General features: G+C 54.7%; 22 protein-coding genes. 15 read left to right on the forward strand and 7 right to left on the reverse strand.

The window, feature by feature from the left end; translation table 11 throughout:
• Positions 1–14: 14 nt before the first annotated feature.
• A complete protein-coding gene (locus tag C5523_RS06860) occupies positions 15–908 on the reverse strand; it encodes a nickel/cobalt efflux protein RcnA (RefSeq protein ID WP_103245361.1) in 894 nt (297 codons plus the stop codon).
• Positions 909–1049: 141 nt separating this feature from the next.
• Between C5523_RS06860 and rcnR the strand changes: the two genes are divergently transcribed.
• Entirely contained in the window at positions 1050–1322 is a 273-nt protein-coding gene (gene rcnR, locus C5523_RS06865) for a Ni(II)/Co(II)-binding transcriptional repressor RcnR (RefSeq protein ID WP_039079645.1), read from the forward strand.
• Positions 1323–1420: 98 nt separating this feature from the next.
• Positions 1421–2560 carry a 3-phenylpropionate MFS transporter gene (locus tag C5523_RS06870; RefSeq protein ID WP_108700832.1) on the forward strand — a complete coding sequence of 380 codons (1140 nt, stop codon included), beginning with the start codon at positions 1421–1423 and terminating at the stop codon, positions 2558–2560.
• On the opposite strand, the gene csiE is transcribed toward C5523_RS06870, so the two are convergent.
• Positions 2557–3834, reverse strand: coding sequence for a stationary phase inducible protein CsiE (gene csiE, locus C5523_RS06875; RefSeq protein WP_039079647.1), 1278 nt, complete (start codon positions 3832–3834; stop codon positions 2557–2559). The genes C5523_RS06870 and csiE overlap by 4 nt on opposite strands.
• A gap of 124 nt (positions 3835–3958) precedes the next feature.
• Between csiE and C5523_RS06880 the strand changes: the two genes are divergently transcribed.
• Positions 3959–4597: a DUF1007 family protein gene (locus C5523_RS06880; RefSeq protein ID WP_039079648.1), complete on the forward strand. Its 639-nt coding sequence runs from the start codon at positions 3959–3961 to the stop codon at positions 4595–4597.
• Positions 4588–5568, forward strand: a complete 981-nt coding sequence (locus tag C5523_RS06885) for a nickel/cobalt transporter (protein WP_108700833.1) — start codon at positions 4588–4590, stop codon at positions 5566–5568. The genes C5523_RS06880 and C5523_RS06885 overlap by 10 nt, the downstream gene beginning before the upstream one ends.
• A 52-nt stretch (positions 5569–5620) precedes the next feature.
• Here C5523_RS06885 and suhB read toward each other — a convergent pair whose 3' ends face one another.
• Complete coding sequence (gene suhB / locus C5523_RS06890) at positions 5621–6424, reverse strand: inositol-1-monophosphatase (RefSeq protein ID WP_039079650.1); 804 nt, start codon at positions 6422–6424, stop codon at positions 5621–5623.
• Between the two features lie 117 nt (positions 6425–6541).
• Between suhB and trmJ the strand changes: the two genes are divergently transcribed.
• From trmJ to sseB, 11 genes are all read left to right on the forward strand, one after another.
• Complete coding sequence (gene trmJ, locus C5523_RS06895) at positions 6542–7276, forward strand: tRNA (cytosine(32)/uridine(32)-2'-O)-methyltransferase TrmJ (RefSeq protein WP_108700834.1); 735 nt, start codon at positions 6542–6544, stop codon at positions 7274–7276.
• Between the two features lie 217 nt (positions 7277–7493).
• Entirely contained in the window at positions 7494–7985 is a 492-nt protein-coding gene (iscR, locus tag C5523_RS06900) for a Fe-S cluster assembly transcriptional regulator IscR (protein WP_039079652.1), read from the forward strand.
• 242 nt (positions 7986–8227) lie between these two features.
• Positions 8228–9442, forward strand: a complete 1215-nt coding sequence (gene iscS, locus C5523_RS06905; protein WP_039079653.1) for a cysteine desulfurase — start codon at positions 8228–8230, stop codon at positions 9440–9442.
• Positions 9443–9469: 27 nt separating this feature from the next.
• Entirely contained in the window at positions 9470–9856 is a 387-nt protein-coding gene (gene iscU, locus C5523_RS06910) for a Fe-S cluster assembly scaffold IscU (protein WP_003860661.1), read from the forward strand.
• A gap of 13 nt (positions 9857–9869) precedes the next feature.
• The gene (iscA, locus tag C5523_RS06915; RefSeq protein ID WP_039079654.1) at positions 9870–10193 is read left to right on the forward strand and encodes an iron-sulfur cluster assembly protein IscA; all 324 of its coding nucleotides are present in this window, start codon (positions 9870–9872) and stop codon (positions 10191–10193) included.
• 122 nt (positions 10194–10315) lie between these two features.
• Positions 10316–10831 (forward strand): co-chaperone HscB, encoded by a 516-nt coding sequence (gene hscB / locus C5523_RS06920; RefSeq protein WP_039079655.1) that lies wholly within the window; start codon positions 10316–10318, stop codon positions 10829–10831.
• 18 nt (positions 10832–10849) lie between these two features.
• Positions 10850–12700, forward strand: coding sequence for a Fe-S protein assembly chaperone HscA (gene hscA, locus C5523_RS06925; protein WP_039079656.1), 1851 nt, complete (start codon positions 10850–10852; stop codon positions 12698–12700).
• Position 12701: 1 nt separating this feature from the next.
• Positions 12702–13037 (forward strand): ISC system 2Fe-2S type ferredoxin, encoded by a 336-nt coding sequence (gene fdx, locus C5523_RS06930; protein ID WP_039079657.1) that lies wholly within the window; start codon positions 12702–12704, stop codon positions 13035–13037.
• Between the two features lies 1 nt (position 13038).
• On the forward strand, positions 13039–13239 hold the full coding sequence (gene iscX / locus C5523_RS06935) for a Fe-S cluster assembly protein IscX (RefSeq protein ID WP_039079658.1): 201 nt from the start codon (positions 13039–13041) through the stop codon (positions 13237–13239).
• A 60-nt stretch (positions 13240–13299) separates the two neighbouring features.
• A complete protein-coding gene (gene pepB, locus C5523_RS06940; protein WP_108700835.1) occupies positions 13300–14589 on the forward strand; it encodes an aminopeptidase PepB in 1290 nt (429 codons plus the stop codon).
• 126 nt (positions 14590–14715) lie between these two features.
• On the forward strand, positions 14716–15519 hold the full coding sequence (gene sseB / locus C5523_RS06945; protein ID WP_108702296.1) for an enhanced serine sensitivity protein SseB: 804 nt from the start codon (positions 14716–14718) through the stop codon (positions 15517–15519).
• Positions 15520–15532: 13 nt separating this feature from the next.
• Here sseB and C5523_RS06950 read toward each other — a convergent pair whose 3' ends face one another.
• The 4 genes from C5523_RS06950 to C5523_RS06965 form a co-directional block, all read right to left on the reverse strand.
• On the reverse strand, positions 15533–16306 hold the full coding sequence (locus C5523_RS06950; RefSeq protein ID WP_108700836.1) for a MurR/RpiR family transcriptional regulator: 774 nt from the start codon (positions 16304–16306) through the stop codon (positions 15533–15535).
• Positions 16307–17152, reverse strand: a complete 846-nt coding sequence (sseA, locus tag C5523_RS06955) for a 3-mercaptopyruvate sulfurtransferase (RefSeq protein WP_039079789.1) — start codon at positions 17150–17152, stop codon at positions 16307–16309.
• Between the two features lie 215 nt (positions 17153–17367).
• The gene (locus C5523_RS06960; protein ID WP_071193424.1) at positions 17368–18735 is read right to left on the reverse strand and encodes a 6-phospho-alpha-glucosidase; all 1368 of its coding nucleotides are present in this window, start codon (positions 18733–18735) and stop codon (positions 17368–17370) included.
• Between the two features lie 12 nt (positions 18736–18747).
• On the reverse strand, positions 18748–20292 hold the full coding sequence (locus C5523_RS06965) for a PTS transporter subunit EIIC (RefSeq protein ID WP_079496159.1): 1545 nt from the start codon (positions 20290–20292) through the stop codon (positions 18748–18750).
• Positions 20293–20526 lie beyond the last annotated feature (234 nt).

Raw genomic sequence — 20526 nt, forward strand, 5'->3', positions numbered from 1 at the left:
GGCATTTTTTTGCCTTATCGCAGAGTGAAATAGCCGTGAACGCCCATATAAATCCCTACCAGTGCAATCAATACGCTTGAGAAATAGGGCGCGCGCCGCGCAAGAGTATTGAATCCTGACCAGCGTTTCGCCGCATGCTGCACACTCACTGCCGCTCCCACGCCTACCGCAACCAGGGTTAATGCCAGACCGATGCTAAAACACACCACCATCGTAGCGCCCAGCGTTAACGCCTTAAGCTGAATACAGATCAGCAGCACGGTAATCGCTGCCGGGCAGGGGATGAGCCCACCTGTCAGGCCAAACAGCAGAATTTGCCCGTTGGTCACCTTTGTGCCGTTAAAGCGGCGCTCGATATCCCGGGCATGGGCCAGTTCGTGCGCGTCACGATACTCTTCTTGTTTCTCCACTTTCCGCGCAGAGAGGATCACCGGCTGGCGCAGGCTCAGGCTGGCGGCTTGAGCAGGCTGGAAAATCAAACCTTGAGCATGAGGGTGGGGATGCGGATGATCGTGATGGTGGTCATGACCGTGGTGATGATCATGGTGGTGACCCGCATGCCACTGGCGCTCACCTTGCCAGGTACGCCAGAACATCCATGCGGCTGTCCCCAGAATAATTACCGCTGAGATCATCTGCATCCACGGCTCAACGGCTTCGGCAGTGAACCGACGGCTGATAAACATCCCGCCCATCGCGATAAGCCAGACCACCGCCGTATGAGACAGCGTGGCCGCAAGACCGAGCATAACGGCCTGTTTTACGGTGCCTTTGATCGCCACAATAAAGGCTGCCATCATCGTTTTTGAATGCCCAGGTTCAAGGCCGTGCAGCGCGCCGAGCAGAATGGCGCTCGGAATGAAAAACCAGCCATTTCCCTGCTGAAAGAGGGTCGCAAAATCGGTCATGAGAATAATTCTCGCTAATTGTTATCTCTTTTAAATCTACTCCCCCCCAGTAAAAAATACTATCCCCAGTAGAAAGAAACTCCCCCCCAGTTGTTCTGTGATATGATTTTTCCACTCAGCAGACGCGAAAATGAGGTCAGTATGTCGCATACCATTCGGGATAAAAGAAAGCTCAAAGCACGGGCGAGTAAGATTGAAGGGCAAGTTGCGGCGCTGAAAAAGATGCTTGATGAGCCGCATGAATGCGCACAGGTTTTGCAGCAAATCGCGGCTATTCGCGGGGCGGTTAACGGTTTGATGCGTGAGGTTATTAAAGGGCATTTGACCGATCATATCGTTCATGAAAATGATGAAGTCAAACGTGAAGCCGACCTTGATGTGGTGCTGAGTGTGTTGGATTCCTATATCCGCTAACGGTAAGGGAATAACACGCCTCCCCAACCTGTTATATAACTGTTACTTGCCAGTTTATTGATTTACCTCCAGACTATCGCCTCATTCAGGAGGGAATCATGGTTTTGCAGTCCACGCGCTGGCTGGCGCTCGCTTATTTCACCTACTTTTTTAGTTACGGCATCTTTTTGCCCTTCTGGAGCGTCTGGCTCAAAGGCACAGGACTCACGCCGGAAACCATCGGGATCTTGCTCGGTGCAGGCCTGGTAGCCCGTTTCCTTGGCAGCCTGCTTATTGCACCTCGCGTCAGTAACCCCTCACTTCTCATTAACGCCTTACGTCTCCTTGCGTTGATTACGCTGGTGTTCGCGCTCGCCTTTTGGGCCGGGACTCATGTGGCCTGGCTCATGGTGGTGATTATCGGTTTTAACCTCTTTTTCTCACCGCTGGTTCCCCTGACGGATGCGCTTGCCAACACCTGGCAGAAACAGTTTCCCATGGACTACGGTCGGGTTCGCGTTTGGGGCTCTATCGCCTTTGTGATTGGCTCGGCGGCAACCGGAAAACTGGTTAGCGAGTTTGATTATCGTGCGGTGCTGGCGATGCTGACGCTGGGGGTTGCTTCTCTGCTGCTGGGAATGCTGCTACGCCCGTCGATTTTACCGCAGGGAGATACCCGCCATCAGGATGCCACCGGCTGGAAGGCATGGCGCGACCTGGTCGTAAAAAGCTGGCGTTTCCTGGTTTGCGTTTCGCTATTGCAGGGGGCGCACGCTGCCTACTATGGTTTCAGCGCCATCTACTGGCAGGAAGCGGGGTATTCCGCTTCAACGGTGGGCTATCTCTGGTCACTTGGGGTGGTCGCAGAAGTCGTTGTCTTTACGCTCAGTAACCGGTTGTTCCGTCGCTTTAGCGCCCGCGATTTGCTTTTACTGTCTGCTGTTTGTGGGCTGGTGCGTTGGGGCCTGATGGGATGGACGACAGATCTGTCGTGGCTTATCGTCGTACAAATCCTGCACTGTGGTACCTTTACCGTCTGCCATCTGGCCGGTATGCGCTACATCGCTGCACGCAAAGACAATGAGATAATTCGTCTGCAGGCTGTCTATTCGGCCGTCGCGATGGGCGGAAGTATCGCGGTGATGACCATGTTCTCCGGATTCTTATTCCAGCATCTGCATCAGGGGTTGTTCTGGGTGATGGCGCTACTGGCAGTGCCTGCACTGTTTTTGCGCCCGAAAGTTGCCGCTCAGCCTTAAGCTTCAAGCATTTCACGGATATGCGCCTGCTGATGACCGGTCAGCGGGCGATCCGCATGGATCAGCGGCGGTGAAAAGAGGGGGAGTGGGGTCGTGTACGGGGTCACGATCAGCGTGACATTGCGCGGAGCCCCCTGTTTCTGAAAGTCCTGTAGCGGAAGATATTTAATATTGAGCGGCAGCAGCGTGAGTTCACGCAGTTGCAATTCAATTTCCTGTTCGCGCTCTGGCTCGTGGCCGGTAAGCAGTACGACCTGTTTTTCATGCAGATCGCTTTCCTGCATCAGCCATGCCCCGAAGATGACCGCCACCAGGCCCGCTTCCTCATCGCTAAAACGCAGGCCGTATTCTTTTTCCACCACCAATAACGCCTCGCGCGCGGTGCGTACCAGCCGTGGATAAAGACGGAAAATCTCCTCCTGCAGGCTGTCATCAATACCAATTCCAAAGAGATTACGATCCAGCGCCTGGGCCAGGTGAACATAGAGCTGTGCCGCCAGCCCTTGCTCATCGCTGAAACGCAGCCCGGCAAGCGCGCGAAAACGGGCAATCATATGCGTAATGGCTTGTTGCAGGCGTTTATCCTGTTGCTGGCTGTCGTTCAGTGGATCCGGGGTACGCAACATCATAAACAGCAGCGAGAGAAAGGCATGTTCGTTACCGGGAGGTAACGCGGTAACACGACGGCGCCAGTGACGCACGATTTCATGCGCCGCTGCGTATTCTGCGCGCATCTGTGTCCATGCCTGCTGAACCGGGTTAAACTCCGGCGTAAAACCGTAGTGACTTTGCAGCAGGCAGTACTGGAGATAGAGACGCAGAAACTGAATGTCGCGGCATTCAAATGACCGTTCTAAGCGCCGGGCGCAGAGGTTAATCAATGCGCGCAAATTGGTGTCGTCATACAGCGTGCGGGCAACCCCCTGTTGTTTAAGGGCGGCTTTGAGCGCTGGCGCATACTGCTGAGTGATAAAATGGGGACATAAGCGCAGCCCACGCCGGAGCCATTGCAACAGGCATAAACGTTGGTCGAGTGCTGTGCCTTCAATCCGGTAGCTGCCGTCCTGTCGGGACGTAATAGTCAGCCGATGAAAACGCTGGATCTCATGGTCGGTCTCGGCAATATCCTGCCGGGTGACCTCTTCATCCACGCCATTCATGGCACGTATGATTTCCGTGGTGACAGTGTGCCCTGGGAGTGCGAGCATCAAAAGCACCTGGCAGCGGCGCTGCGGACTGGAGAGCACAGATGGCGGTGTCATTTCTATAGTCATCTGTCAGGCTCCAGTAAGGTTGTTTGATAAGAATAGCTAAAGGTATGTCTGGTGAAAGCGCAGCCGCAGCCCTTTCCTTCAGGATTGCCGGAGAGCATCACAGAATTTTTCTCGTGAGGAATACATGCAAGCAGTTAAACAATGCGCTTTTGGGCTCTTTCTCGCATTTTTATCATTCAGTGCGCTGGCGCATCCGCACAGTTTCATCCGCATAAAAATGCAGCTTGTGGTGGATAACGGGCAATGGACCGGGCTGAATATGCGCTGGACGATGGATGAAATTACCTCCGCAGATCTCCTCTATGATGCGGGTGATGCCAAACCGGGTGACGAGATCTGGAAAAAGCTGGCGGCGGAAGTGATGGCCAATGTACTGGGGCAGCATTACTTCACCGAAGTCTGGCATAACGGGCAAAAAGTGAAATTTCAAAATCGACCCTTAAGCTATGGCCTTGCGAGAGAAGGACATAAGGCCGTGCTTACCTTTGTGTTGCCGCTGGCAGAACCACAGCCGCTGAGTGGGCAGACGTATACTTTTTCCACCTATGATCCGACCTATTTTGTCGACATGAGTTATGCCAGTGAAAGTGATGCCACGCTGCCGGATGCCGTACAGAAGACATGCAAACTTACAGTTAAAACACCGAAGCCGGGGGAAGATGTGCTGAACTATGCACAATCGCTGGATAAAGCGGATGCGCCGGAGGAAGACATGCAGTTGGGTAAACAGTTCGCGCAGACGGTGACGGTACAATGTCCGTAATTAACACAACACGCCGACCGCTGCGGCGCTGGCGGCAGTGGTGGCCTCTGGCCCTCTTTATCGTGCTCGCGCTGGCGGGTGTCTTCTGGCTCTGGCACGTCTGGCCTCAGGTACTGCGTGAAAGTGTCGGCTGGCAGCGTGCGTTTAACCGGCAAATGAGCGCTCTGATTCAGGCCGTGGCAGAAAGCCCGACCGCCGCGGGTGGTTCTCTGCTGATGGTGAGCTTTATGTATGGCGTACTGCATGCGCTCGGGCCGGGGCATGGCAAAGTGGTGATCACCACCTGGCTTGCAACGCATCCTTCACGCCTGAAATCCAGTATTGGGCTGACGCTGGCTTCTTCCTTACTGCAAGGGCTGGTGGCGGTGACGCTGGTGTTTGTCGTATTGAGCGTACTGGCGCTACCGGCCCGTCAGCTTCATTTAAGCAGCTTCTGGCTGGAGAAATGTAGCTACGCGCTGGTGGGGGTACTGGGCCTGTTGCTCTGCTGGCGTGCTGTCAATAAACTCCGCGGCCTGTTACGCAAACCTACGTTTACCGCGTTTACGCCTCATCATGAGCATCATGAACACTGCGGGTGTGGACATCAGCATCTGCCCACGGCGGAACAGCTACAGCAGGGCGATGACTGGCGCGCGCGTTTGATGATCATTCTCTCGATGGGGATGCGGCCCTGTTCCGGGGCCATTATGGTACTGCTGTTCAGTAAGGTGATTGGCGTTTTCGGCTGGGGTGTTGCCTCGGCGATGGCGATGGCGGCCGGGACATCATTGACAATCTCGACGCTGGCGCTACTGGTGCACAGTTTTCGTCAACTGGCGGTGAAATTGAGTGCGAATAAAGCCCCCGCCTTATGGAAGCAGGTTGGCTGGACGACGCTCGCGCTGGCGGGTGGGGCGATTCTTGTCACCGCATCGGTTGTGATGTGGCTCAGTGCGGAAATCATGGGAAGAGGGCTTCGGCCTTTTTGATTCGCCGAAAGAGAGTACCGCTTGCAGCCAGGCCGCAAGCGGTTATCAGGCATTAACGCTTGAGCGCGTCGCTCAGCTCTTCGCGCATGTTTGCCAGCATCGCTTTCACGACGCGTGGGTTACCTGCAACGATGTTGCCGGTTGTCATATAGTTATGACCACCGGTGAAATCGCACACCAGGCCGCCTGCTTCACGAACCAGCAGTTCGCCTGCCGCAAAATCCCACGGTTTGAGAGCGATTTCGAAGAAACCGTCAACGCGGCCCGCAGCCACATAGGCCAGGTCCAGCGCAGCAGAACCGGTACGACGGAAATCCGCGCACTCAGTAAACAGTTTGCCAACGATGTTGATGTAGGTCGCCGCGTGTTGCTTGGCTTTGAACGGGAAGCCGGTCGCCAGAATGGTGCCGTCCAGGTCGCGCGCAGTGCTGCCACGCAGACGATAGCCATTCAATTGCGCGCCCTGACCACGGGTTGCCGTGAAGAGTTCATTACGCATTGGATCGTAAACGACCGCGACTTCGGTGCGGCCTTTAATGCGCACAGCGATAGAGACGGAGAAGTGTGGCAGACGTTTGATGAAGTTGGTGGTGCCATCCAGTGGATCGATAACCCATTGAACATCCTGATCTGTGCCTTCATGCTCACCGCTTTCTTCGGTGATAATGGTGTGTTGCGGGTAAGATTTACGGATAGTGTCGATAATCACTGCTTCTGCAGCTTTATCTACGTTAGTCACGAAATCGTTACTGCCTTTCTGGCTCGCTTCTACAGCGTCCGGGGTTTCATAGTGTTTGGCAATTACATTACCCGCCTTGCGCGCAGCACGCACGGCGATGGTCAGCATCGGATGCATCGGTTTCTCTCACTGGATGTTAAAGAACGGAAAACGGCGCGTATGATAGCAGCGAATTCGGATTATGTCTTCGCTTTATGATAATATGCGCGAATATTCTTTAGCCGTTGAAAAAATATGCTGCAAAATATTCGAATTGTGCTGGTTGAAACCTCTCACACTGGCAACATGGGCTCCGTCGCCCGCGCAATGAAAACGATGGGCTTAACCAACCTCTGGCTGGTGAACCCGCTGGTTAAACCGGACTCCCAGGCAATCGCGCTGGCCGCAGGTGCCAGCGATGTGATTGGCAATGCGCAAATCGTCGATACCCTCGATGAGGCGCTGGCAGGCTGTAGCCTCGTTGTCGGCACCAGCGCCCGCTCGCGTACGCTGCCGTGGCCGATGCTCGACCCGCGTGAGTGTGGCTTAAAAAGCGTTTCCGAGGCACAGCATGCGCCAGTTGCGCTGGTATTTGGTCGCGAACGCGTTGGCCTGACTAATGACGAACTCCAGAAATGCCATTATCACGTCGCCATTGCGGCCAATCCGGAATATAGCTCGCTGAACCTGGCGATGGCGGTTCAGGTGATTGCTTACGAAGTCCGTATGGCGTGGCTGGCGACGCAGGAAAACGACAGCACGGAAGAACATGAAGAGACGCCGTATCCGCTGGTAGATGATCTGGAACGTTTCTATGGACACCTGGAAAAGACGCTGCTCTCCACCGGTTTTATCCGTGAAAGCCACCCGGGACAGGTCATGAACAAGTTGCGCCGCCTCTTTACCCGTGCGCGTCCGGAAAGCCAGGAGCTGAATATCCTGCGTGGAATTCTGGCGTCAATTGAGCAGAAAACGCAGGAAAAACAGTAGAGTTACTGTATTTTTTCTTGCGTGTGTCCCGACTGCTTAAGCGGGCGAAGAGTGCCCTTAAGCAAAACGGCACGTAAAGCCAAATACCTGACTAAAACAGTCAAGTAAATAGTTGACCAATTTAGTCAGGAATGTCAGACTTGCCCCTGCTATGCGACATTATTTTAAATTTTAATAAAAACCCCGGGCAGGGGCGAGTCTGAGGCTAAGTTAAGACATGAGACTGACATCTAAAGGGCGTTATGCCGTGACCGCAATGCTGGACGTTGCGCTCAACTCCGAAACGGGCCCGGTACCGTTGGCTGATATTTCCGAACGTCAGGGAATCTCCCTCTCTTATCTGGAACAACTGTTCTCTCGCTTGCGCAAAAATGGCCTCGTGGCCAGCGTGCGTGGCCCGGGCGGCGGTTATCTGCTGGGTAAAGATGCAGGCAGTATCGCTGTTGGTGAAGTGATCAGCGCCGTTGACGAATCTGTTGATGCAACCCGTTGCCAGGGTAAAAGCGGCTGCCAGGGCGGCGACAAATGCCTGACCCATGCGCTGTGGCGTGACCTGAGCGATCGTCTGACCGGTTTCCTGAACAACATCACCCTGGGTGAGTTGGTCAATAACCAGGAAATCCTCGATGTGTCGGATCGTCAGCATACGCACGAATCCCATCGCACGACCCGTGGTCAGGATGCCATCGACGTTAAGCTGCGCGCATAATTTACCCGTCCTGTTTCGGGGCGCTGCTGCGTTGGCCGCACTTGTTTAACCCGGGCGCTTACTTATGTAAGCTCCTGGGCATTCACAAGCTTGCCGCCTTGTCGCACCGCAAAACAGTTAGGTTAAAACACTATAAGAATTCAGAATCAGGCCGGGGTGATCCGTCACCCCGTATAAACGGTCGTACATCCAGCCGGTAGCCTGATTCATTGCATTGAGTGATGTACGGAGTTTATAGAGCAATGAAATTACCGATCTATCTCGATTACTCCGCAACGACGCCGGTGGATCCGCGTGTTGCTGAGAAAATGATGCAGTGTCTGACTCTGGACGGGACTTTTGGTAACCCAGCTTCTCGTTCTCACCGTTTTGGCTGGCAAGCTGAAGAGGCGGTTGATATCGCCCGTAATCAGATTGCTGAGCTGGTTGGTGCCGATCCGCGTGAAATTGTTTTCACCTCTGGCGCGACCGAATCCGATAACCTGGCGATCAAAGGTGCGGCCAACTTCTATCAGAAAAAAGGCAAGCACATCATCACCAGCAAAACCGAACACAAAGCCGTGCTGGACACCTGCCGTCAGCTCGAGCGTGAAGGTTTCGACGTGACCTATCTGGCGCCTCAGCGCAACGGCATCATCGACCTGAAAGAGCTCGAAGCGGCCATGCGTGACGACACCATCCTCGTCTCCATTATGCACGTGAACAACGAAATCGGTGTGGTACAGGATATCGCGACCATCGGCGAAATGTGCCGTGCGCGCGGCATTATCTACCACGTTGATGCGACCCAGAGCGTGGGCAAACTGCCTATCGACCTGAGCCAGTTGAAAGTGGATCTGATGTCCTTCTCCGGCCACAAAATCTATGGCCCGAAAGGGATTGGCGCGCTGTATGTGCGTCGTAAACCGCGTATCCGCATCGAAGCACAGATGCACGGCGGCGGTCACGAGCGCGGCATGCGTTCCGGTACCCTGCCAGTACACCAGATTGTCGGCATGGGTGAAGCTTACCGTATCGCCAAAGAAGAGATGGAAACCGAGATGGCGCGTCTGCGCGGTCTGCGTAACCGTCTGTGGGACGGCGTGAAAGATATGGAAGAGGTCTACCTGAACGGCGATCTCGACCAGGGCGCACCGAACATCCTCAACGTCAGCTTTAACTACGTTGAAGGCGAGTCGCTGATCATGGCGCTCAAAGACCTGGCGGTTTCCTCTGGTTCTGCCTGTACTTCGGCGAGCCTGGAGCCCTCTTACGTGCTGCGTGCGCTGGGCATGACTGACGAGCTGGCACACAGCTCTATTCGTTTCTCTTTAGGTCGTTTCACTACCGAAGAAGAGATTGACTACGCCATCAAGCTGGTTCGCAACTCCATTGGTCGTCTGCGCGAACTTTCTCCACTGTGGGAAATGTTCAAACAGGGCGTGGATTTGAACACCATTGAATGGTCACATCACTAATCGGTAGCGGAATCAGGAGAACAGAACATGGCTTACAGCGAAAAAGTAATCGATCACTACGAAAACCCACGCAACGTCGGCTCTTTCGACAACAGCGATGAGAGCGTTGGTAGCGGTATGGTGGGTGCGCCAGCCTGTGGCGACGTAATGAAGTTGCAGATCAAAGTCAACAATGAAGGTATCATTGAGGACGCGCGCTTCAAGACCTACGGTTGCGGTTCGGCAATCGCCTCCAGTTCACTCGTCACCGAGTGGGTAAAAGGCAAGTCCCTGGATGAAGCGCAGGCAATTAAAAACACTGACATTGCCGAAGAGCTGGAATTGCCGCCGGTAAAAATCCACTGCTCTATTCTGGCGGAAGATGCGATTAAGGCCGCAATTGCGGACTACAAAAGTAAACGTGAAGCAAAATAATTGAGGGCATTGTATGTCGATTACCCTGAGCGACAGTGCTGCAACGCGAGTGAATAACTTTTTGGCCAACCGCGGTAAAGGGTTTGGCCTGCGTCTGGGGGTCAGAACCTCTGGTTGTTCTGGCATGGCCTACGTACTGGAATTTGTTGACGAACCCTCGGCGGAAGACACCGTGTTCGAAGATAAAGGTGTGAAGGTCGTTATCGACGGCAAGAGCCTGCAATTCCTTGATGGCACGCAACTGGATTTCGTTAAAGAAGGCCTGAACGAAGGGTTTAAGTTCACCAACCCGAACGTCAAAGACGAGTGCGGTTGCGGCGAAAGCTTTAACGTGTAATTGCATTTCACCGATAAGCCCCACCATAGAAAAGACTCACATCCTTCGCGCTGAGACAGCGTGAAGGACGCAGAGTGTGACTGTGCGTGGGGTTTGTTTTAGCAGGCTATTCCGAGATTGCTATGGATTACTTCACGCTCTTTGGGTTATCCGCCCACTATCAGATTGACATTCAGGCGCTGGCGTCACGTTACCAGGATCTGCAGCGTCAATACCATCCGGATAAATTCGCCAGCGGAACCCAGGCAGAACAACTGGCTGCGCTGCAGCAGTCTGCAACCATCAATCAGGCATGGCAGACGCTGCGTAGCCCGCTGAACCGCGCGGAATATCTCCTTTCACTGCATGGCTTCGATCTCGCCAGCGAACAGCACACGGTGCGCGATACCGCTTTTCTGATGGAACAACTGGAATTGCGTGAAGAGCTTGATGAGATTGAACAGGCGCGGGATCAGGCGCGTCTGGAAAGCTTTAGCAAACGCGTGAAAGGTATGTTTGATTCCCGCCATCAGCAACTGATTGAACAACTGAATACTGAAACGTGGGATGTCGCGGCGGATACCGTGCGTAAACTGCGTTTTCTCGATAAACTGCGCAGCTCAATAGAACAACTCGAAGAAAAACTGCTCGGTTTTTAATTTTTCTGGAAGCACAAGATGGCCTTATTACAAATTAGTGAGCCTGGTTTGAGTGCCGCGCCGCATCAGCGTCGTCTGGCGGCAGGCATCGATTTAGGCACCACCAATTCTCTGGTTGCTACTGTACGCAGCGGCCAGGCTGAGACCCTTGCCGATAGCGCCGGGCGTCATCTGTTACCTTCGGTTGTGCACTATTCAGCCACCGAACATACCGTGGGTTATGACGCGCGTGCCAACGCCGCACAGGATCCGGTTAATACCATCAGTTCCGTAAAACGCATGCTGGGCCGCGCGCTGAGCGACATCCAGGCACGTTACCCGCATCTGCCGTATCAATTGCAGGCAAGCGAGAACGGTTTGCCGATGATTGCCACCAGCGCGGGGCTGATAAACCCGATCCGCGTCTCTGCCGATATCCTGAAATCCCTTGCGCTGCGCGCGCAGGAATCCCTGTCTGGCGAGCTGGACGGCGTGGTTATCACTGTTCCGGCATATTTTGATGATGCGCAGCGTCAGGGCACCAAAGATGCCGCGCGCCTGGCGGGCCTGCATGTTCTGCGTTTGCTTAACGAACCGACCGCAGCGGCGATTGCCTATGGCCTGGACTCCGGGAAAGAGGGGGTGATTGCCGTTTACGATCTGGGCGGCGGTACCTTTGATATTTCCATTCTGCGCTTAAGTCGCGGGGTGTTTGAAGTGCTGGCCACCGGCGGTGATTCCGCGCTGGGCGGCGATGACTTTGATCATCTGCTGGCAGATTTTATCCGCGAGCAGGCGAACCTGCCTCAGCATGGCGACAACCGTCTGCAGCGTGAACTGCTTGACGCCGCTATTGCCGCAAAAATTGCGCTGAGCGATGCCGCGTCCGTCACCGTTGAGGTGGCTGGCTGGCAGGGCACAGTGACCCGTGAACAGTTCGAAGCGCTGATTTCGACGCTGGTCAAACGTACCTTGCTTTCTTGCCGTCGCGCGATGAAAGATGCGGGCGTTGAGCCTAACGAAGTGCTGGAAGTGGTCATGGTGGGCGGCTCCACGCGTGTACCTCTGGTTCGCGAGCAAGTGGGTGAGTTTTTTGGTCGTACGCCGCTGACCTCCATCGACCCGGATAAAGTTGTCGCGATTGGCGCGGCGATCCAGGCCGATATTCTGGTGGGCAATAAGCCAGACAGCGACATGCTGCTGCTGGATGTGATCCCGCTGTCGCTTGGCCTGGAAACCATGGGTGGGCTGGTGGAAAAAGTTATCCCGCGTAATACCACCATTCCGGTGGCGCGTGCGCAGGAGTTCACCACCTTCAAAGATGGTCAAACGGCCATGTCTATCCACGTAATGCAGGGCGAGCGCGAACTGGTGCAGGATTGCCGTTCGCTGGCGCGTTTTGCGCTGCGTGGTATCCCGGCGATGCCAGCGGGTGGCGCCCATATCCGTGTTACTTTCCAGGTGGATGCGGACGGCCTGCTCAGCGTGACGGCGATGGAGAAATCCACCGGCGTTGAAGCGGCTATCCAGGTCAAGCCCTCCTACGGTCTGACCGACAACGAAATCGCCACCATGATTAAAGATTCCATGAGCTTCGCTGAGCAGGACGTGAAAGCGCGTATGCTGGCCGAACAAAAAGTGGAAGCTGCCCGCGTACTGGAAAGCCTGAACGGTGCGCTGGCGACAGATGCCGCGCTGTTAAGCGCCGCAGAGCGGACGGTTATCGACGAGGCTATCGCACAGTTAAGTGCGGTTGCTAACGGCGATGATACTGATGCCATCGAACAAGCCATTAAAAATCTAGACAAACAAACCCAGGAATTCGCCGCGCGCCGCATGGATCAATCCGTGCGCACCGCGTTAAAAGGCCATTCCGTCGACGAGGTTTAACATGCCAAAGATCGTTTTTCTGCCTCATCAGGACCTCTGTCCCGATGGCGCAGTTCTGGAAGCTAAGAGCGGCGAGACCATTCTTGATGTAGCCCTGCGTGGCGGTATTGAGATTGAACACGCCTGTGAGAAATCCTGCGCCTGTACCACCTGCCACTGTGTCGTGCGTGAAGGGTTTGATTCGTTGCCGGAAAGCAGCGAAGACGAAGACGACATGCTTGATAAAGCCTGGGGTCTGGAGCCGGAAAGTCGCCTGGGCTGCCAGGCGCGCGTCACCGACGAAGATCTGGTTGTGGAGATCCCGCGTTACACTATCAACCACGCCCGGGAGCATTAATATGGCACTGAAATGGACCGACAGTCGCGAGATCGGCGAGGCGCTGTATGACGCTAACCCGGATCTCGATCCGAGAACTGTCCGCTTCACCGATATGCACCAGTGGATTTGCGATCTGGAAGATTTTGATGACGATCCGAACGCATCGAACGAAAAGATTCTCGAAGCAATTCTGCTAGTCTGGTTAGATGAAGCATCTTGATATCGACGGGCTGCCTTCTGGCGGCCCGTTTTCATATCCCATGCGCTAAAGGACAAAACAATGACAACAGAAGCGATGAAAATTACGCTGACGACCCAGGGCGCAGACGCTCGTTGGGGCGAAAAAGCGCTCTACAGTATTAATAACGACGGCATCACCCTGCACCTGACCGGTAAAGATGACACTGGCTTAATCCAGCGCGCCGCGCGCAAAATTGATGGCATGGGCATAAAGCATGTCGCGCTGAGCGGTGAAGGCTGGAACGCGGATCGCAGTTGGGCGTTCTGGGCTGGTTACAAAGGGCCGAAAGGGACGCGCAATGTTGAGTGGCCGACCTTATCAGAGTCCGATCAAAAAGAGCTCGACAGCCGTCTGAAAACTATCGACTGGGTGCGTGACATCATCAATGCGCCAGCAGAAGATCTCGGGCCGGAACAACTGGCGCAACGCGCTGTGGATCTGCTCAATGACGTGGGCGGCGAGGCGGTCTCTTACCGGATCGTGAAAGGCGAAGATCTGCGCGAAAAAGGGTACATGGGTATCCATACTGTCGGGCGCGGTTCTGAACGTCCCCCGGTACTGCTGTCGCTGGATTATAATCCGACGGGCGATGCAGAAGCGCCAATCTATGCCTGCCTGGTCGGTAAAGGCATTACCTTCGATTCCGGTGGTTATAGCATCAAGCAGACCGTGTTTATGGATTCGATGAAATCCGATATGGGCGGCGCTGCGCTGGTGACCGGCGCACTGGCATTTGCGATTACGCGCGGCCTGAAAAAGCGGGTGAAACTTTACTTGTGCTGCGCGGATAACATGGTCAGCGGCAACGCCTTCAAACTGGGCGATATCATCCGCTACCGCAACGGCAAAACCGTAGAAGTCATGAACACCGATGCGGAAGGGCGTCTGGTGCTGGCAGACGGTCTGATTAATGCCTCCGCGCAGAAACCGCAATTTATCATTGATGCCGCGACCCTGACCGGGGCTGCCAAAACCGCATTGGGTAATGACTATCATGCGCTGTTTAGCTTCGATGACAAACTGGCAAACCGTTTACTGGCCAGCGCTGCGGCGGAAAACGAGCCGTTCTGGCGTTTGCCGCTGGCGGAATTCCACCGTAATCAGCTACCGTCAAACTTTGCCGAGCTGAATAACACCGCTGGCGCGGCATTCCCGGCAGGGGCAAGCACGGCGGCAGGTTTCCTGTCGCATTTTGTGGAAAATTATCAGCAGGGCTGGCTGCATATCGACTGCTCTGCGACCTATCGTAAAGCGGCGGTGGAGCAGTGGGCTGCGGGTGCGACGGGCCTTGGCGTGCGTGCCATCGCGAATCTGTTGACCGCGAAGTAATTTTCCCCCTCATCCTGACCTTCTCCCCAAAGGGACGAGGGGGATTGTACGGTGCAGGCCGTCCCCCTCTCTGTGGGAGAGGGCCGGGGTGAGGGCATCAAACAGCTTAAACGAACAGTAAAATTTATGTCTCATTCAGACCACGAACACGACCATCATCACGAGCCTGAAACTCTCGATAGCCTGCTGGAAAAAGCGGCGACCGAGCCGGCTTACCGCCCGGCATTTTTCCGCAAATTGCTGGAATCCACTGTTTGGGTGCCAGGCACTGCCGCGGAAGATGAAGCCATTGTTGAAGACAGCGCGTTGGATCTACAGCACTGGGAAAAGGACGACGGCCAGTCGGTGATCCCCTTTTTCACCTCCCTCGAAGCCCTGCAGCAGGCGGTGGAAACGGAGCAAGCGTTTGTGGTGATGCCTGCGCGTACACTATTTGAAATGACGCTCGGTGAGACGCTGTTCCTCAATGCGAAGTTACCGACCGGGAAAGAGCTCACGCCGCGTGAAATCAGCCATCTGGTGGGTAAAGATGACAGTCCGTTAAGCCAGCAGGAAGTGCTGGAAGGCGGCATGTCGCTGCTGCTGTCCGAAGTGGCAGAGCCGCCCGCGCAAATGATCGATTCGTTGACCAAATTGTTCTCGACCATCAACCACGTGAAATGTGCGTATCTTTGCTCTATCAAAGAGAAAAATGATGCCCAGCCGAACCTGCTGATTGGTATTGAAGCCGAAGGCGACATTGAGAGCGTGATTGAGGCGGCAGGCAGTGTGGCAATGGATACCTTACCGGGTGATGAGCCGGTGGATATTTGCCAGGTAGTAAAAGGGGAACACGGGGTCAGCCATTTTATGATTGCCCATATCACCCCCTTCTATGAGCGCCGCTGGGGCAGTTTCCTGCGCGATCTGAAGAACAACCGCATTATCTGATACGTCGACGGGCTTAGCCCGTCGCTTCCAGCAGCAGTAAATCCATCAGTAACACCAGATTCGACTCAAACGACGTTACCCCGGCCGCTTCAGCGGCGAAATGCACCGCTTCGTCATACAACGCAAAATGCAAATCCGCGAGGTTTGCCAGCGTATTCGCCGAGGCGCGAGTAAAGGCGATTACTGTCATACCGATATTCTGTGCAATACGTGCTTTATCCAGAACCTGTTCCGTTTCGCCGCTACGTGAGACGGCGATAAACACCTGGTAACGCGCCGCGTTGCTGAGGAAGATATTACGGCTGTCGCCGGGGCCAGAGATAAATGCCGTCTTGCCCAGCACCTGCAATTTTTTTGTCAGGTATTCCGCAAACAGATATGAAAACCCGGCGCCATAAAGAAAAAAACTCTCTTTCTCGCGCAGTAATGTGACGAACCGTTGGCGTTTTTCCTCGGTTACCCACTGAAAGGTCTGCTGGTAGTTCGCCATAAACTGATGGAAAAGCGCAGGCAGGGTATTACCGTTTCCCGTAACCTGCTCTGGAATATGAGGGGTATCGGCCAGAAGCTGTTTGCAGTGCCAGATAAATTCGCTATAGCCGCTAAACCCCAGTTTCTGGCATAGCCGCATAATGGTGGCAGTAGAGACAAATGTCGCCGTCGCCAGATCGCGGACGGTGATATTGCCCACCAGCAGCGGGTGATCCGTGAGGTGGGCGAGGACCCGGTATTCGGCGCGGGTAAGAGACTCCCCGCGCGTTAAAAGGGGCGCTAAACGGTTATCCATTTACGCAGGTTCAATCGGCAAGTCGTCGCGCGCGCCCCATTCACTCCAGGAACCATCGTACAACTTCACGTTATTTGCGCCAAGCGTGGTCAGTGCCAGGATGACGACAGTGGCGGTGACACCCGAGCCGCAACTGACAATAATCGGCTCCTGCAGATTAACGCCCTGACGTGTGAAAATGGCCTCCAGCTCGTCTGTCGTTTTTAGTTCACCGTTAACCACCAGATCGCCCCAAGGCACATTCAGCGCGCCGGGAATATGGCCGCGTTTCAGGCCTGCACGCGGTTCATCCACCTCGGCGTTGAAACGGGCCGCCGGGCGGGCATCCACAAGCTGTGCGGTACGCTCGTGGCTGACCAGCAGCACATCGGTCAGGCGTTTAACCAGTGATGGGTCAACTTTCACCTCGAAATCAGATTGCGGCAAGTTGGCGTCACCCTGCTCAAGCGGCAGTTCATCGCGCTGCCAGCCTGCGAATCCGCCTGCCAGAATTGAAACCCGCTCGACACCGAAATAACGCAGCATCCACCAGGCGCGCGGGGCGGAGAAGAGATTGCCTTCGTCATAGACCACCAGATGTTTGTCGTGGCTTACGCCCAGCTCGCGCATGGCGACGGCAAAGGCTTCCGGGCGCGGTAACATGTGCGGCAGCGAAGTGGTGTGGTCAGAAAGGGCTTCGATATCAAAAAATACCGCCCCGGGGATGTGCCCGGCGCGGTATTCAGCCGTCATATTACGGGTGTGTTCCTGGCCTGCGGGTGCCATACGGGCATCGATGACCTGAACCTCGGGGTCATCGGCGTGTTCAATCAGCCAGTCGGCTGAGACAAAAAAAGAGGTGGACATGGTTGCCTCCGTGTCATCAACAAGAAACCCGCCATGCTTCAGGTTGCAGGTGTATTGGCTGGATTCGTTCATCCCGGTCACTTACATCAGTAAGCTTCGGGGATTCTCTCATCTGCCGCCTGCCTGCAACTTGAATTATTCAGGGTATATCCTGAATTGTTAACGTTTTTTCCTGCCCCGACAAGCAACCATCGCAAAAGGCGCGAGTATCCTCGTTATTTTTTTATCGCCCGCCCATTTTCCCAGGCTTTTTGCAGCGCGGGCCAGTATTCGCGATTCGCCGCGATCATTTCATCAAGAATCGCTTTAGCGTGTTGCATGGTGGGCACTGTGCGGTTGAGCGTAAAGGCCTGCAGGGCTTTTTCATAACTACCTTCAATGGTGGCTTCAACCAGCAGTTGTTCCGAAGCCAGTTGCTGCATCAATAACGTTTGATGAAACAACGGCACCGCCCCCATGCGCACCGGCTCCGGTCCGTTTGCCGTGATGTACGCCGGTACTTCTACCATTGCATCGTAGGGGAGGTTCGCAATCGCCCCTTTATTTTCGACGATCACCAGATGGCGCTGACGTAAATCAAAGGCCAGCGAGCAGGCGACATCAACGATAAACGCGCCGTGAACCCCGACATGAAACGCATCCGGTAAGACGCCGGTACGTTGATACTCCAGGGCTGCGGCAAACAGCTTTTTCTCCCTGCCGTTCATCACCTCATTGGCGCGGGTATAGTTGGGATCCTGATGTTCAACAATTTCGTTGGGCATCAGGTAGTACTGGAGATAGGGGTTCGGCAGATATTCCGGGAAATGATCCATCAGCGGTTTAATATTGCGCCATGTCTTCACCCACGACGGATCCGAGTGTTGCGGATCGGTCTGCGCGGCATCTTCGGTGAGCAGGCCAAAGCGGGCAATGTGTTCACGCAGTTGAGGCAGTCTGTCTTCGCCATCAACAAGCACGCGGGTAAACCAGCCAAAATGGTTCAGGCCGAAGTAATCCACCTCCAGTTTGTGGCGATCAACGCCGAGGATCGCCCCCATATTGCGCATCGCCGCCACCGGCATATCGCAAATATTGAGCACGCGGGCGTCCGGACGCAGACGACGTACCCCTTCGGCAACAATTGCAGCGGGGTTGGAATAATTCACAATCCATGCACGTTTATCGGCATAGCGCTCGACAAGGTCAATGAGTTCCACCATTGGCAGAATGGTGCGCAGACCGTACGCCAGGCCGCCAGGTCCACAGGTTTCCTGACCCACCACACCATGACGCAGCGGGATTTTCTCATCCTGCTCGCGCATTTTGTACTGGCCGACACGCATCTGGGCGAAGACGAAGTGGGCACCGCTAAAGGCCGCCTCCGGGTCGCTGGTGACGGTAAACTTGATGCTCTGGCTGTGGTCACGAATCACTTTTTCCACCACCGGCGCAATGGTGCTCTGTCGGGCTTCGTCAATGTCATAGAGGCGAATTTCCGCCAGCGGGAAATCCTCCAGACGCACCATCAGGCTTTTGACAATCCCTGGCGTGTAGGTGCTGCCGCCACCGGCGATAGAGAGAATAAATGGGGGTTTCAACATCTTTAGTCTCCTTTAGAGAAACGCCTCAACGGCTTCTCGCATTTTTTTGACATGCAGCCCGTAGACCACCTGAACGTTATTGCCTTGTTTGATGACCGCTTTCGCGCCTGTTGCTTTCAGGCGAGGTTCATCAATGGTGGCGACATCTTTCACCGTGACGCGCAGACGGGTATAGCAGTTGTCTACCACCTCGATGTTGCCGCGTCCGCCAAGTCCTTCGATAATTGCCTCGCCCAGTCCGTCGTTGTTACCTTTGGCCTGGTAATCCTGCTTGCTGTACAAACGTGTCTCTTCGTCGTCGGTTTCCCGGCCTGGCGTCTTCATGTCGAAACGCAAAATCAGGAAACGGAAAATAACGAAGTAGAGGGCGAACATAATCAGCCCGACCACGATGTACATCGGCCAGTTCGACTTCTCAGTGCCGAGCGGCAGGTTATAGAGAATGAAATCAATGATGCCGTTTGCGCCGATGGCATGGACGCCAAGCAGCGAGAAAAGCATCATGCCGATGCCGGTCAGCACCGCATGCACCACGAACAGCAGGGGTGCGACGAACAGAAAAGAAAACTCAAGCGGTTCGGTCACCCCAACCAGAAGGGAGGTGAGCGCTGCGGGGATAAGAATCGCTTTTGCCGCCGCTTTGCGTTCGGGCTTTGCGGTCAAATACATAGCCAGTGCGGCGGCGGGCAGGCCGAACATTTTACTGATGCCACGCGCATCCCAGACCACTGTGCTGCTCAGTTGTTTCACGTCCGGGCAGGCCATTTCGGCAAAATAGATATTGCGCGCGCCCTGGTACATTGAGCCGCACACCTCCTGCGTACCGCCCAGTTCGGTATATAAAAATGGCGTGTAGACCAGGTGATGCAGGCCCGTGGGAACCAGAATGCGCTCCAGGAAGCCATAAATGGCCACGCCGAATGGCCCGGCACCTTTAATGGCCATTGCCAGTGTGCTGATGCCATGCTGGGCGAAAGGCCACAGCTCGCTCATGACAACGCCCAGCACCATAGAGACAGGGAGCATGATGATGGCGACAAAGCAGTGGCCGGAATAGATAGCCATCGCCCCGGAAAACTGTACGCCGGAATACTTGTTGTACAGATATCCCGATAGCGCGCCGGTGAGGATCCCTGCGAAGACACCCATCTCCAGCACCTGTACACCCAGCACCATACTTTGGCCCGCGGCTTTCATCTGATCGGCCGCTGCCAGCCCGCCCTGCATCTGCAAGGTGACATTCATGGCATTGATAAACACGATAAAGGTGACCAGACCAATGAGCGCGGCATAGCCTTTATCGCGTGCGGCGAGACCAACGGGAATGCCGACTGCAAACACCAGCGCCAGATTTGCCAACACGGAGACGGCGGATTTAGCAATCAGTTGCCCGGTATGTTGAATCAGCGGATGACCGAGAAACGGCAGGTACTCTGCCAGGTTGCCGTTGCCAAAAATATTTCCGAAGGCGATAAACAAGCCGACAATCGGCAAAATCAGCACCGGACCAAAGAGGGACTTCCCGAAATTTTGTAGGGCGTTAACGGCTCTGCTCATAACGTTCTCTCTTATATGAACCGCAAAAAAGGGGGTGAAGATGCATTAACGTTAGCAGGTGTACGCAAAAGTAAGCTACCTATCTTATTGTTTTAAAAACAAATGACCTGAAAGGTAACATGTAACGTTACGACCTGTGATCGCGGTAACATGACTGATCGAACCGGCTAAACGCAGCGAAGCGCTTTCCAGATTCTGGGAGGGTGTTTGTAATCGGCAAAGTCACGCATAATA

It is taken from the genome of Phytobacter sp. SCO41, from assembly GCF_003073275.1.
GTDB classification, from domain to species: domain Bacteria; phylum Pseudomonadota; class Gammaproteobacteria; order Enterobacterales; family Enterobacteriaceae; genus Phytobacter; species Phytobacter diazotrophicus.

Coding starts and splice junctions, on each gene's coding strand:
- C5523_RS06860 (WP_103245361.1), bottom strand. CDS start 908: ATGACCGATTTTGCGACCCTCTTTCAGCAGGGAAATGGCTGGTTTTTC.
- rcnR (WP_039079645.1), top strand. CDS start 1,050: ATGTCGCATACCATTCGGGATAAAAGAAAGCTCAAAGCACGGGCGAGT.
- C5523_RS06870 (WP_108700832.1), top strand. CDS start 1,421: ATGGTTTTGCAGTCCACGCGCTGGCTGGCGCTCGCTTATTTCACCTAC.
- csiE (WP_039079647.1), bottom strand. CDS start 3,834: ATGACTATAGAAATGACACCGCCATCTGTGCTCTCCAGTCCGCAGCGC.
- C5523_RS06880 (WP_039079648.1), top strand. CDS start 3,959: ATGCAAGCAGTTAAACAATGCGCTTTTGGGCTCTTTCTCGCATTTTTA.
- C5523_RS06885 (WP_108700833.1), top strand. CDS start 4,588: ATGTCCGTAATTAACACAACACGCCGACCGCTGCGGCGCTGGCGGCAG.
- suhB (WP_039079650.1), bottom strand. CDS start 6,424: ATGCATCCGATGCTGACCATCGCCGTGCGTGCTGCGCGCAAGGCGGGT.
- trmJ (WP_108700834.1), top strand. CDS start 6,542: ATGCTGCAAAATATTCGAATTGTGCTGGTTGAAACCTCTCACACTGGC.
- iscR (WP_039079652.1), top strand. CDS start 7,494: ATGAGACTGACATCTAAAGGGCGTTATGCCGTGACCGCAATGCTGGAC.
- iscS (WP_039079653.1), top strand. CDS start 8,228: ATGAAATTACCGATCTATCTCGATTACTCCGCAACGACGCCGGTGGAT.
- iscU (WP_003860661.1), top strand. CDS start 9,470: ATGGCTTACAGCGAAAAAGTAATCGATCACTACGAAAACCCACGCAAC.
- iscA (WP_039079654.1), top strand. CDS start 9,870: ATGTCGATTACCCTGAGCGACAGTGCTGCAACGCGAGTGAATAACTTT.
- hscB (WP_039079655.1), top strand. CDS start 10,316: ATGGATTACTTCACGCTCTTTGGGTTATCCGCCCACTATCAGATTGAC.
- hscA (WP_039079656.1), top strand. CDS start 10,850: ATGGCCTTATTACAAATTAGTGAGCCTGGTTTGAGTGCCGCGCCGCAT.
- fdx (WP_039079657.1), top strand. CDS start 12,702: ATGCCAAAGATCGTTTTTCTGCCTCATCAGGACCTCTGTCCCGATGGC.
- iscX (WP_039079658.1), top strand. CDS start 13,039: ATGGCACTGAAATGGACCGACAGTCGCGAGATCGGCGAGGCGCTGTAT.
- pepB (WP_108700835.1), top strand. CDS start 13,300: ATGACAACAGAAGCGATGAAAATTACGCTGACGACCCAGGGCGCAGAC.
- sseB (WP_108702296.1), top strand. CDS start 14,716: ATGTCTCATTCAGACCACGAACACGACCATCATCACGAGCCTGAAACT.
- C5523_RS06950 (WP_108700836.1), bottom strand. CDS start 16,306: ATGGATAACCGTTTAGCGCCCCTTTTAACGCGCGGGGAGTCTCTTACC.
- sseA (WP_039079789.1), bottom strand. CDS start 17,152: ATGTCCACCTCTTTTTTTGTCTCAGCCGACTGGCTGATTGAACACGCC.
- C5523_RS06960 (WP_071193424.1), bottom strand. CDS start 18,735: ATGTTGAAACCCCCATTTATTCTCTCTATCGCCGGTGGCGGCAGCACC.
- C5523_RS06965 (WP_079496159.1), bottom strand. CDS start 20,292: ATGAGCAGAGCCGTTAACGCCCTACAAAATTTCGGGAAGTCCCTCTTT.